We start from the raw sequence: 11,750 nt of genomic DNA, 5'->3' as shown, positions 1-11,750 counted from the left end.
CCGCCCCCGCTGCCCTCTGCTTCAGTGCTGCAACCGCCCGGCACCTACGGCGACCCCTATGCGGAGGCCGCGACCTTTCAGCAATGTCTCAGCGAGGGCGACGCCAGCTATTGCAGCTTTCATTCCAGCGGCACCAAATTCTTTGTCTATGATGACGGGCGCACGCCGGGGCATGTGTTCTCGACCCTGCGGGAGCTCTGGCCCGGCGCGCCCATCACGGTCGAGGGCGACCTGGAGGCAATTTACGACCGTACCGCAGATGTGGTCCTGCGCAGCGCCATCCCGCGCCCCTGGACCGAGGCAGATACGCTGCTGGAGCGGATGCAGGGCACCTGGTATGCGGTCGACGATCCCGCCGAACGGTTCAACATCCTCGGCGCGGAACGCGAAAGCTCCTACGATGACGCCTATATCAGTCTGGAATACCTGAGCGTGCGGGACCAATGCGACGATTTCGCCGGGGCCGGGCCCTATCTTTATGCGCGCGATGAGGAAACGGGAGACGATTTTTGTTATGTCATCGACAGCGTCGGGGACTATCGCATGACATTGATGTATCTACCCGACGGTCATTTCCTCGAATATCGCAACCTCGACTGAACCGCGGCGCGCCCGCCGCAAGACCCGCCTGTCCCTGTATCAAGCCTGTGTCCAGACCCTGTGGACGCACCACCAAAAACCTGTGTGATGCGTCACAACCGGTCTGGGGGACCGCCCTAAAAGGCGCCATAAAAACAGGCCCGTCCCGGGTGCGGGAACGGACCTGTATCTGTCGTCTCTGTCAGGCAGGGCGCGATCAGAGCTGCGCCATGACCTCGTCGGAGGCTTCAAAGTTGGTGGTGACCCGCTGGACATCGTCGTCATCCTCCAGCGCATCGACCAGCTTCATCAGCTTCTGCATGCCCTCGAGGTCCAGTTCAGTGGTGGTCGAGGGCTTCCAGATCAGCTTGGTGCTCTCGGATTCGCCCAGCTCCGCCTCAAGCGCGGTGGAGACATCGTTGAGGTCGGTATCGGCGCAATAGATCGAATGGCCATCCTCGGAGCTTTCGACATCCTCCGCCCCTGCCTCGATGGCGGCCATCATCACGGTGTCCGCATCGCCCACGGCGGCGGGATAGGTCACCTCGCCCTTGCGGTCGAACATGAACCCGACCGAGCCCGTCTCGCCCAGATTGCCGCCGTTCTTGGAAAACGTCGAGCGCACATTGGAGGCGGTGCGGTTCTTGTTGTCGGTCATCGCCTCGACGATCACCGCAACGCCATTGGGCCCGTAGCCCTCATAGCGGATTTCATCGTAATTCTCGGCGTCGCCCCCGATGGCCTTCTTGATGGCGCGTTCGATCACGTCCTTGGGGACGGACTGGCTCTTGGCCTCCTTGACCGCCAGACGCAGACGCGGGTTCTTTTCAGGGTCCGGGTCGCCCATTTTGGCGGCCACGGTGATCTCCTTGGCCAGTTTGGAGAAGAGTTTGGATCGTGCAGCATCCTGGCGACCTTTACGGTGCTGGATGTTCGCCCATTTTGAATGGCCTGCCATGGTGCATCCTTGACTTTGAGTTCGTGAAACTGGCGCCCATATAGACCCGGAGGGCCATGGCTTTCAAGCGTGGGCTTGCAGCCGCCGATGCCGTGTCGTTCGGCGCGTGTTCTGCTTGCCAGTGACACCGGGTTCACTAGAGTGGCGCCATGACACTGGACCAGACCCTGCTTTTCGCCCTGTTCGCGACCGTTTTCGCCCTCTTGCTCTGGGGGCGGTTCCGCTATGACCTGGTGGCCTTTGCCGCCCTGATGGTGGCCGTGGTGCTGGGCCTGGTGGAGACCGAAGCCGCCTTTGCCGGGTTTGGCCATCCGGCGACGCTGGTGGTGGCGCTGGTGCTGATCGTTTCGGCAGGATTGGTGAAATCCGGGGCGGTGCATCTGATCACCCGCACGCTGGTGGATCAGAGCCGCGGCCTGGGCGCGCATATCGCGCTGATGGGCAGCGTCGGGGCGATCCTGTCGGCCTTTATGAACAACGTGGCGGCGCTGGCGCTGTTGATGCCGGTGGATATCCAGACCGCCCGCAAGGCCGGTCGGGCGCCGGGGCGCAGCCTGATGCCGCTGTCGTTTGCGACCATCCTTGGCGGCATGGCGACGCTGATCGGCACACCGCCGAATATCATCATCGCCACCATCCGCCAGGACGCCCTGGGGGCGCCGTTTCGGATGTTCGATTTCGCCCCTGTCGGGCTGGCGGCGGCGGCGGCGGGGCTTGCCTTTGTGGCGCTGTTCGGCTGGCGGCTGATCCCGGATCGGTCCGAGGCTGCCGGGGCCGCCGCCAGCCAGCTGGCACCCTATATCGCAGAGCTGACCGTGCCGGAGGGCTCTGAGCTGATCGGCAAGCGGCTGGGCAGTCTGGACAGCGATGCAGACAAGGCGGATGTGGTGATCCTCGGGCTGATCCGCGATGGCAAGCGCCGGTATGGCCGGGCCAGCGGCGCCCTGTTGCAGGTCGGTGATACGCTGGTTCTGGAGGCCACACCGGGCGCGCTGGACGAGTTCCGCTCGACCCTGAACCTCGATTTCTCTGATGCGGCGCGAGAAGAAAAACTAAAGGCGGCCGGCGACGGGCTGGAGCTGGTCGAAATGGTGGTGACAGAGCACGCCCGCATCCGTGGCCGCAGCGCCCAGAGCGTCGGCCTGTCCTGGCGTCAGGGGGCGGTCCTGCTGGGGATTGCCCGCCAGGGGCAACGGCTGACCAAACACCTGCGCCAGACCGAGGTGGTGCCGGGCGATATCCTGCTGGTGCTGTGCCCGCGTGACCATGGGACGGCGGTGACCGATTGGCTCGGCTGTCTGCCGCTGGCCGCGCGCGGCCTGTCGGTGACCGCGAATGACAAGACCTGGTGGGCCATCGGCCTTTTTGCGGCGGCGGTGGCGGCGGCCTCGGTCGGGCTGGTCTATCTGCCGGTCGGGCTGGGACTGGTGGCGATCGGCTATGTGCTGCTGAAGATCCTGCCGGTGGCCGAAATCTACGACCATGTGGAATGGCCGGTGGTGGTGTTGCTGGGGTCGATGATCCCGCTGGGCCAGGCGCTGGAAAGCTCTGGCGGCACGCAGTTGCTGGCCCGTTCGCTGGTGACCTTGACCCATGGCATGCCGGCCTGGGCGATCCTGACCGCGCTGATGGTGGTGACCATGACGCTGTCGGATGTGCTCAACAACACCGCGACCGCCATCGTTGCCGCGCCGGTCGGCATATCCATGGCCAACGCGCTGGAGGTGTCGCCCGATCCGTTCCTGATGGCCGTCGCCGTGGCCGCCTCGGCTGCCTTCCTGACCCCCATCGGACACAAGAACAACACGCTGGTGCTGGGCCCCGGTGGCTATCGGTTTGGCGATTACTGGCGTATGGGTCTGCCGCTTGAAATCCTGGTCATCGCCGTGTCGATCCCGGCGATCCTGTTCTTCTGGCCGCTTTGACCGCCAAGGCCCACTGGCCGCACTGACGGCCAAGTCCCAGACAAGGCGCCCAGCTGCGGGCGGGCGCGGTTGACAGCTGTCAACCGCTGGTGTCCACCTTGGTGGCATCGGTCTGCACCGTGCGGACATAGCGCAGCATCTCGGTGCCGGCCTCGTCCATCAGGGTCAGCGACGCCGGTTCGACCCGGAATGTCGCCACCGCCGCCAGCAACGCCAGTACCCGTTCTTCCTGCGCGGCAACCGCTTCGGCGCAGGCCATCATCGTGCCGGCAATCTGATCTGGAAAGGCAATCTGCGCATCGCCAATTTCGGCCCGACCGCGAAACCGGTTGCAGCCGAAACCGACCGCAAAGGCGCCGTCATCGGCGAACTGCAGGTCCAGATCGCCGCGGCCTTCGACCGGCGGCTCGCCCTCGATCAGCGCCAGCGTCCAGATGGTATTGTCCAGCACCGATTGCGCCGGTTCCGTGGCGCGGGCCTGCGCGCCCAGCATGATGACCGATGCAACCGTCAAGACCATCGCGATAAACAAATTTCGGGGTGCCATTCTGTGTCCCTTCCCAATCCTCTGCCGCCTATAGGAAGAGATGGGATCGCAAGGACCGGGAACAAGCCAGCCCTCCGCGCCAAACGCAGGCTGGGCGGAAAGGCGCGCACCGGCGGCGGACCGCCTGACGCGCCCTGACCCAGCGGACCTAAAGCGGCCAGATCAGCGGAATGACCGCAGAGGCCAGCAGCCCCATCGACAGGTTCAGCGGGATACCGACCCGCAGGAAATCAGAGAATTTGTAGCCGCCCGGACCATAGACCAGCATATTGGTCTGATAGCCGATCGGGGTCGCAAAGGAGGCGGAGGCCGCAATCATCACCGCCACCACCAGCGGCCGCGGATCAAGCCCCATCGCCTGCGCCAGACCGACAGCAATCGGGGTCACCACCACCGCCACGGCATTGTTGGACACCAGCTCTGTCAGGATCGAGGTCAGGAGATAGACCGCCCAGACCAGAAAGAATGGCGGCAGATCCGACAGCACCGGAGAAATCCCGCGCACGATCAACTGCACCGCGCCCGAGCTTTCCAGCGCCGCCCCGATAGCCAGCATGGAAAAGATCAGCGCCAGCAGGCGGCCATCGACAAAAGAAAACGCCTCGTCCGCATCGATACAGCGGGTGACCAGAACCAGCGCCACCGCCAGAATCGACAGCATCAGGATCGGCGCCAGACCGAAGGCTGCGCCCAGCACGATGCCGATCATGCCGGCAATGGCAATCGGTGCCTGTTTGCGGCGGTAGGCCCGCTGGGTGGGCTGGGACACATCGGCCATGTCCATCTCTGCGGCGAGGCGCTGAATATCGCCCGGCGCCCCTTCCAACAGCAGGGTGTCGCCGACCCGGACCACCAGATCGTCAAGCTGCACGCCGATGTTCTGGTTGCGCCGGTGAACCGCAAGCACATAGACCCCGTAGCGGCGACGCAGGCGCATCGCCCCCAGCGACCGGCCCACCATGCGGCAGCCCGGCGTGATCAGCACCTCGACCGTTTTGGTTTCCACGGCAGACACCTGATCGACGCGTTTCAATTGCTTGTTGCTCTGAAGGCTGAGGAGTTCGGTCATCTGGGTGCGCAGCACCACCCGGTCGCCCACCTGCAATTCGATGCCGTCCAGATTGCGGCGCAGCGAGTCATCGCCGCGGATCACGTCGATCAGCCGCACGCCGGGGCGTTTGAAGAGCTGGACCCCGTTGGGGGCGCGACCGATCAGGTTGCTTTCCGGGGGGATCACCGCCTCGGTAAAGAACTTCATCTTGGAGCGGTCCGACAATAGCATCGCCATACTGTCCCGGTCCGGCAGCAGGCGCGGTGCGATAAATCGCAGATAGACCATGCCCCAGGCCACCACCACCAACCCCAGCGGCGTGACCTCGAAAATCGAAAAGCCCGCCAGCCCCTGCGCGCGGGCGACACCATCAACCAACAGGTTTGTGGAGGTGCCGATCAGCGTCAGCGTCCCGCCCAGGATCGCCGCGTAGGACAGCGGGATCAGCATCTTGGACGGGGGCACGTTGAGGGTGCGGGAAATCTGGATAAAGACCGGGATCATCACCACCACCACCGGCGTGTTCGACACAAAGGCCGAGGCGACGATCACAAAGAGCATCAGCATCGCAACTGCGGCCTTCGGGCTGACCTCGGCCTTTTTGCGTGCCAGCGAGGTAAAGGCATCCAGCGCGCCCGTACGCACCAGCGCCCCCATGATCAGGAACATCGCCGCGATGGTCCAGGGCGCCGGGTTGGACAGCACCGGCAGGGCCTCGCTATAGGGCAGCACGCCGGTGATCAGCATGGCCGAAACCCCACAGATCGCGACGACCTCGGTGGGGAGCGTTTCGCGCAGGAAGGCGGCAAACATCGCAACCACGATCAGCAGCGCCAGAATTGCGCTCCAGGTATCACCAGTTTGAAAGAGAAGCATTAAATTCACAGGTCCAAGGATTGCGCCCGCCACGCTCCGGGGTGGGGCTTCAGCCAGCGCATAGTTTCGCCGATCCGGTTGCGGTCAGCAAGTGATTGTGTGGGAAAAGATATTCGCCCCGTGGAAACATCGCCACAGCTGCGAAAAATTTCTGCGTCGGTACCGGCTGGCGGCATCAAGACCCGGCGCCCGTCAGCGCCGTTCTGGTCCTGCCTGTTGCAGCAACCCGCCCTGACGCACCATCTCGACCCGTTTGGCCGCACCGGTGCGGTCATCGGTTTCCACATAGACCCCAGAGAGCGTTGCCGGCTGCGTGGCAGGGGTGAAGCGCCCCTTGGGCATGCCGGTCAGAAAGCGGCGCATCGGTTCGGCTTTTTCCATGCCGATCACCGAATTATAGTCGCCGCACATGCCCGCATCCGTCAGATAGGCGGTGCCACCTTCAAGGATCTGCGCGTCACCGGTTGGCACATGGGTGTGGGTCCCCACCACCAGCGAGGCCTTGCCATTGCAGAAATGGCCCATCGCCATTTTCTCCGAAGTTGCCTCGCAATGCATATCGACGATGATCGCCTGGGCCAGCCCGCCGCGCGGATGCGATTTCAGCACCCCTTCGACTGCACCGAAGGGATCATCAAAGGCGCGCTTCATGAAGACCTGTCCAAGCACCTGAAGAACCAGCACTTTTTGACCACCGCGCGCGGTGAACAGACGGTGCCCGCGCCCCGGCGCGCCCTTGGCAAAGTTCAGCGGCCGCACCAGGCGGCTGTCCTGTTCGATGTATTGCAGCATGTCCTTTTGATCAAAGGCATGATCGCCCAGGGTGACGCAATCCGCCCCGGCGTCAAACAAAACCTTGGCGTGTTCTCCCGAAAGCCCCATCCCGTTGGAGGCATTTTCGCCGTTCACCACGACAAAATCCAACCGCCAGTCTTCGCGCAGGCGCGGCAGGGTTTCGGTTATCGCCGCACGTCCCGCGCGGCCCATGACATCGCCAAGAAACAGAATTCGCATGGCTAACGGGATAGGCGCTGCAGCGGCGCGCCACAAGGGCCAAAACCGCCCGTTGCGCTTTGACGTGGCTGCAATTGACAGCATCCGGCGCCGCAAAGGGATGGGGCGGGTCATTGCCGATGCGCCGACTGGGGCGCGCGACACTGTTCTCTCTTCCGGAACAGTTTGACGATGTTGGAAAAATTGGGCCGAAAGCGGCGCTCGGAGGATCGTCATTTTCCCGCAAGTTGATAAAATCGTTGCATTTTTGACCAAAGGCGGCAAGCCTTGCATCAGGCGGCTGTTTTCCTGCCTGCGCCCGACGCTTGCCCGGCCTGACGCCCTGCCCCGACCTTGCCCTGACGCCCTGCCCTGACGCCTGGGCGCGCATCCCATCGCCGCCGCTGCCAAGAGAGTGAAGATGACCAACCCGATTTTGAACCTAGATCCCGATAGCCTGCTTTTGTCCACAAAAGAGGCCCGCGCGGCGGCACAGACCCTGGCCCCGGAGTATCAGTCCAAGACCCCGTTCCACTATGGCGGCTTTGACAATTTCCTGCCGCCCGAGATCCTGGACCGCGTGCGTGCCGAGCTGACCCAGCTGCCGGAGGCGGAAAACAGCTATGACCGGCCGCAGGAACGGTTGAAGACCTCCTACGTGCCGGAGCGCCTGCCCGCCTATACGCGGCAGCTGTTTTACGCGCTGAATTCCCGTCCGGTGCTGGCCTTCGTGGAGGAGGTCACCGGCATCAAGGGCCTGATCCCGGATCCCTATTTCGCGGGCGGTGGCGTGCATGTGGTGGCCAATGGCGGCCATCTGGATATCCATGCGGATTTCAACCATCACGCGGCGCTGAACCTGGAACGGCGGGTCAACATGCTGATCTACCTCAACAAGGACTGGCGCGCGGATTACGGCGGCTCCTTCGAGGTCTGGGACGAGAATATGGCCAACAAACTAGGCAGTTACGTGCCGGAGTTCAATCGGATGTGCATGTTCTCCACCTCCTCCGACAGCTGGCATGGCAACCCGGAGCCGGTGAACCACCCGGCGGGCGAACCGCGCATGTCGATCGCGCTGTATTACTACACCGCGACCTGGGACAGCAGCCGCAAATCCCACACCACGCTGTTCAAACCCCGCCCCGGCAGCAAGGACCAGCGCGACCGGCAGGTGGCACGACGCGCCCTGCTGCAGGACCTGTTGCCACCGGTGATCCACCGCAAGCTCGCCTGGCGGCTGGAAAAGCTGGGCTTTTGATCACGACGCGCGCCGCCGGGGTTGTTGGCGACCCCGTGCGGACGTGCATCAGCGTTTGAAATCCATGATCCGGCTTTCGGTGACGATCATGTCGAGCGGCTGGTCGGTGGCCTCCAGCGGCAGGTGGTCCGCCTCTTGCGCATCAAAGGCAAAACCGATGGCAAGGGTCGCGCGCCGGGCGCGCAGGCGCTGCAGCGTGCGGTCGTAAAACCCGCCGCCATACCCCAGGCGATTGCCGGAGCGGTCAAAACTCACCAGCGGCACGATCAGGATCTCCGGGTCGAAATACTCATCTACCTCCGGCACCCGCGCGCCGAACGGCCCGTCGCGCAGCGCGCCCTCCGGGTGCCAGCGGCTGAACTCCAGCGGCAGCCCTGCCCCCTGGATCACCGGCACGCCCACCGGGCCGTGGGCAGCCGCTTCGGCCATCACCGCGAGGGGGTCGATTTCGGTGCGGATCGCCATGTAGCCCGCCAGCGGCACGCCGCGATAGCCGGCCAGAACCTCGGCCAGATGGCCGGCCACGCCGGGACGCTGACGTTCAAAAGCGCCCTTGCGGCGCACGAAGGCCGCCTGCCGCGCCGCCGCCTTGACCTGTTTCAGGGCTGCCAGATCCTGGTCCGTGTCGCGCCTGTCGCTCATATCCAGTTCTCCCATTGGCTGGCCCTGCGGGCCCGGTCAGATCAAGATGGCCCCGGCAAGGCCAAGAAAGGCGAAAAAGCCCACAACATCGGTCACGGTGGTGACAAAGGCGCCAGAGGCCAGCGCCGGGTCGACCCCGATCCGGTCCAGGATAACCGGGATCACCGTGCCCGCCAGCCCGGCGACGACCAGGTTGATGACCATTGCGGCACCGATCACCACGCCCAGCATCGGGGTGCCAAACCAGATCACCCCGATGATCCCCATGACGACGGCAAAGATACCACCATTGATCAGCCCCACCAGCACCTCGCGGCGGATGACGCGCCAGACGTTGGCACCGGTCAGGTCGCGGGTCGCGAGGGCGCGCACCGCCACTGTCAGGGACTGCGTTCCGGCATTGCCCCCCATCGAGGCCACAATCGGCATCAGCACCGCAAGCGCCACGAATTGCGCAATCGTCGCCTCGAACTGGGCAATGACCATCGAGGCAAAGATCGCCGTCACCAGGTTCACCGCCAGCCAGGGAAAGCGCTGCTTGGTGGTCTCGGAAACCTTGTCGGACAGGCTGCCGTCGCCGACACCGGCCAGGCGCAGGATGTCTTCCTCGTGTTCTTCGTCCAGCACGATCATCGCATCGTCAATGGTGATCGCCCCGACCAGGCGGCCGTCGTCATCAACCACCGGGGCCGAAATCAGGTGATACTGGTTGAAGGCATAGGCCACGTCTTCCTCGTCCTGATCGGCGGGAATGATCTGAAAGGTCTCTTCCAGCAGATCCATCAGCGGCGTGGTGCGGCGCGCACTCATCAAGCGGCCCAGCGTCACCTGCCCGATGGGGCGCACGCGGGGGTCAACGACCACCACGTGATAGAATTGCTCTGGCAGATCCTCCGCCTCGCGCATGTGGTCAATGGCCTGGCCCACGGTCCAGTGTTCCGGCGCCATCACCACCTCGCGCTGCATCAACCGGCCGGCAGAGTTCTCCGGGTAGCGCAGCGATTGTTCAACCGCGACCCTGTCGGAATCCTCCAGCGCGCCAAGGATGGCCTCTTGCTGGGGTTCTTCGAGGTCTTCGAGCAGGTCGACCACATCGTCGCTGTCCAGCTCGCGGACCGCTTCGGCCAGCACCTGCGGGTTCAGCGCGGTGATGACCTCTTCGCGGATGGAATCGTCCAGCTCCGACAGGATGTCACCGTCGAACTCGCGCCCGTACAGGCGGATCAACCGCCCGCGATCAAAGGAATTGACCTGCTCCAGAAGGTCAGCGATGTCCGCCGGGTGCAGCGGTTCCATCAGGTCGACAAGCGTGTCCCGGTCATCGCGGTCCAGCGCAAAAAGGATCTGCGCCACCCGTTTGCGATCCAGGTTGTAGACGTCGTCGCTCGACACGTCTGTCTCGGGGGTGGTTTCGCCTGTCGTCATCCGCAGCCCTCCGGTTTTTATAGATCTTACTGTTTACGGGGCGAACCGGTGTAAAACAACGCCTCGTCAGCAATTTACCCCGGCCCTGCGGAGGCCTATCCTGTGTCCAGGTGATTTGACAACAGGTGTGACGCACAGATGGAACAAGATCTCATTCTCGCCGGGCGGGTGCTGTCCTTTGTGGCATCGCCCTTTGCAACCGACCGCCCTGAGGACGCCGTGGAACTGCACGAGGCGATTGGTCTGCGCGGTGGGAAAATCATTGCATTGGGGGACCGGCTGGCGCTGCAAAAGGCGCTGCCCGACGCCAGCTTGATCGACCACGGCACGCAGCTGATCCTGCCCGGTTTTGTCGATGCCCATGTCCATTATCCGCAGACCGCCATCATCGCCAGCTGGGGCAAACGGCTGATCGACTGGCTCAATACCTATACTTTTCCCGAGGAGGCCCGGTTTGGCGATCCGGCCTATGCCGCAGAGATCGCGACCCGGTATCTGGACCTGACCACCGCCTGTGGCACCACCACGGTGGCCAGCTATTGCACCATCCACCCCGCCAGCGTCGAAGCGCTGTTCACCGCCGCCCAGGCGCGCGGCCAGCGGGTGGTGGCGGGCAAGACCTGCATGGACCGCAACGCCCCCGAAAGCCTGCGCGACACCGCCCAGAGCGCCTATGACGACAGCGCCGCGCTGATTGGCCGCTGGCACGGAGTGGACCGGCTGACCTATGCGATCACGCCACGGTTTTCGCCCACCTCGACGCCGGAGCAACTGGAGGCGCTCGGCGCGCTCTGGGCTGCGCATCCCGATTGTCTGATGCAGACCCACCTGAGCGAGCAACTGGACGAAATCGACTGGGTTGCGCAGCTTTTCCCGCAGGCGCGCGACTATCTGGACACCTACGAGGGGTTTGGCCTGCTGCGCGACGGCGCGGTCTTTGGCCATGCGATCCACCTGCAGCAGCGCGAAAAGGACCGGTTGCTGGAAACCGGCGCCAGCCTTGTGCATTGCCCCACCTCGAATACGTTCATCGGGTCGGGGCTGTTTGACATGGCCGGATTGATGGCCGATGGGCATCGGATCGGACTGGCGACAGACACCGGCGGCGGGTCGAGTTTTTCGATGCTGCGCACCATGGCCGCCGCCTATGAGGTGGCGCAGCTGCGCGGCGCGGCGCTGCATCCGGCACAGCTGTTGTGGCTCGCGACCCAAGGCTCCGCCCGGGCGCTGCATCTGGAGGACAAGGTCGGCAATCTGACGGTCGGGATGGAGGCCGATCTGCTGGTGCTGGACCTCGCCTCCACCGCCGCGATTGCCCAGCGGTCCCGGCAGGCGCAGGATCTGTGGGAAGCGGTCTTTCCCACCTTGATGATGGGGGATGACCGGGCGATCCGCGAGGTGCGCATTGCCGGCCGCAAGGTGGTTTGACGGCAACAAGATGGCTGGCTGTGACTGAAGGTCCCGGTCTCAGGGATCGCCCCCCCCTTCTGCCC

Annotated in this window: 9 protein-coding genes and 1 pseudogene; 4 read left to right on the top strand and 6 right to left on the bottom strand. The window is 64.1% G+C overall.

Annotated elements, in window-relative coordinates:
• A pseudogene (locus TRIHO_RS23995) lies at positions 1-600 on the top strand (hypothetical protein); the annotation flags it as partial.
• 196 nt (positions 601-796) lie between these two features.
• Here the strand turns inward: TRIHO_RS23995 and TRIHO_RS20975 are convergent.
• Positions 797-1,537, bottom strand: a complete 741-nt coding sequence (locus TRIHO_RS20975) for a YebC/PmpR family DNA-binding transcriptional regulator (protein WP_068248446.1) — start codon at positions 1,535-1,537, stop codon at positions 797-799.
• 149 nt (positions 1,538-1,686) lie between these two features.
• On the opposite strand from TRIHO_RS20975, the gene TRIHO_RS20970 reads away from it, so the two are divergent.
• Positions 1,687-3,462 carry an SLC13 family permease gene (locus TRIHO_RS20970; RefSeq protein WP_068248445.1) on the top strand — a complete coding sequence of 592 codons (1,776 nt, stop codon included), beginning with the start codon at positions 1,687-1,689 and terminating at the stop codon, positions 3,460-3,462.
• Between the two features lie 79 nt (positions 3,463-3,541).
• Here the strand turns inward: TRIHO_RS20970 and TRIHO_RS20965 are convergent, their stop codons facing one another.
• The 3 genes from TRIHO_RS20965 to TRIHO_RS20955 form a co-directional block, all read right to left on the bottom strand.
• Positions 3,542-4,009, bottom strand: coding sequence for an META domain-containing protein (locus TRIHO_RS20965; RefSeq protein ID WP_068248441.1), 468 nt, complete (start codon positions 4,007-4,009; stop codon positions 3,542-3,544).
• A gap of 148 nt (positions 4,010-4,157) precedes the next feature.
• Positions 4,158-5,936, bottom strand: coding sequence for an SLC13 family permease (locus TRIHO_RS20960; RefSeq protein ID WP_068248440.1), 1,779 nt, complete (start codon positions 5,934-5,936; stop codon positions 4,158-4,160).
• 192 nt (positions 5,937-6,128) lie between these two features.
• Complete coding sequence (locus TRIHO_RS20955; protein ID WP_068248438.1) at positions 6,129-6,950, bottom strand: TIGR00282 family metallophosphoesterase; 822 nt, start codon at positions 6,948-6,950, stop codon at positions 6,129-6,131.
• A gap of 400 nt (positions 6,951-7,350) precedes the next feature.
• On the opposite strand from TRIHO_RS20955, the gene TRIHO_RS20950 reads away from it, so the two are divergent.
• The gene (locus tag TRIHO_RS20950) at positions 7,351-8,190 is read left to right on the top strand and encodes a 2OG-Fe(II) oxygenase (RefSeq protein ID WP_068248436.1); all 840 of its coding nucleotides are present in this window, start codon (positions 7,351-7,353) and stop codon (positions 8,188-8,190) included.
• Positions 8,191-8,238: 48 nt separating this feature from the next.
• On the opposite strand, the gene TRIHO_RS20945 is transcribed toward TRIHO_RS20950, so the two are convergent.
• Together TRIHO_RS20945 and mgtE are read right to left on the bottom strand one after the other, a co-directional pair.
• On the bottom strand, positions 8,239-8,847 hold the full coding sequence (locus tag TRIHO_RS20945; protein WP_408646207.1) for a 5-formyltetrahydrofolate cyclo-ligase: 609 nt from the start codon (positions 8,845-8,847) through the stop codon (positions 8,239-8,241).
• Positions 8,848-8,868: 21 nt separating this feature from the next.
• A complete protein-coding gene (mgtE, locus tag TRIHO_RS20940; protein ID WP_068248432.1) occupies positions 8,869-10,257 on the bottom strand; it encodes a magnesium transporter in 1,389 nt (462 codons plus the stop codon).
• Between the two features lie 138 nt (positions 10,258-10,395).
• Here mgtE and guaD point away from each other — a divergent pair, with 138 nt between their 5' ends.
• Positions 10,396-11,685, top strand: coding sequence for a guanine deaminase (gene guaD / locus TRIHO_RS20935; protein ID WP_068248430.1), 1,290 nt, complete (start codon positions 10,396-10,398; stop codon positions 11,683-11,685).
• Positions 11,686-11,750 lie beyond the last annotated feature (65 nt).

The organism is Tritonibacter horizontis (genome assembly GCF_001518015.1).
In the GTDB taxonomy this organism is placed as follows: domain Bacteria; phylum Pseudomonadota; class Alphaproteobacteria; order Rhodobacterales; family Rhodobacteraceae; genus Epibacterium; species Epibacterium horizontis.
This window is presented reverse-complemented; position numbering and strand designations above follow the sequence as displayed.

Coding starts and splice junctions, on each gene's coding strand:
- TRIHO_RS20975 (WP_068248446.1), bottom strand. CDS start 1,537: ATGGCAGGCCATTCAAAATGGGCGAACATCCAGCACCGTAAAGGTCGC.
- TRIHO_RS20970 (WP_068248445.1), top strand. CDS start 1,687: ATGACACTGGACCAGACCCTGCTTTTCGCCCTGTTCGCGACCGTTTTC.
- TRIHO_RS20965 (WP_068248441.1), bottom strand. CDS start 4,009: ATGGCACCCCGAAATTTGTTTATCGCGATGGTCTTGACGGTTGCATCG.
- TRIHO_RS20960 (WP_068248440.1), bottom strand. CDS start 5,936: ATGCTTCTCTTTCAAACTGGTGATACCTGGAGCGCAATTCTGGCGCTG.
- TRIHO_RS20955 (WP_068248438.1), bottom strand. CDS start 6,950: ATGCGAATTCTGTTTCTTGGCGATGTCATGGGCCGCGCGGGACGTGCG.
- TRIHO_RS20950 (WP_068248436.1), top strand. CDS start 7,351: ATGACCAACCCGATTTTGAACCTAGATCCCGATAGCCTGCTTTTGTCC.
- TRIHO_RS20945 (WP_408646207.1), bottom strand. CDS start 8,847: ATGGGAGAACTGGATATGAGCGACAGGCGCGACACGGACCAGGATCTG.
- mgtE (WP_068248432.1), bottom strand. CDS start 10,257: ATGACGACAGGCGAAACCACCCCCGAGACAGACGTGTCGAGCGACGAC.
- guaD (WP_068248430.1), top strand. CDS start 10,396: ATGGAACAAGATCTCATTCTCGCCGGGCGGGTGCTGTCCTTTGTGGCA.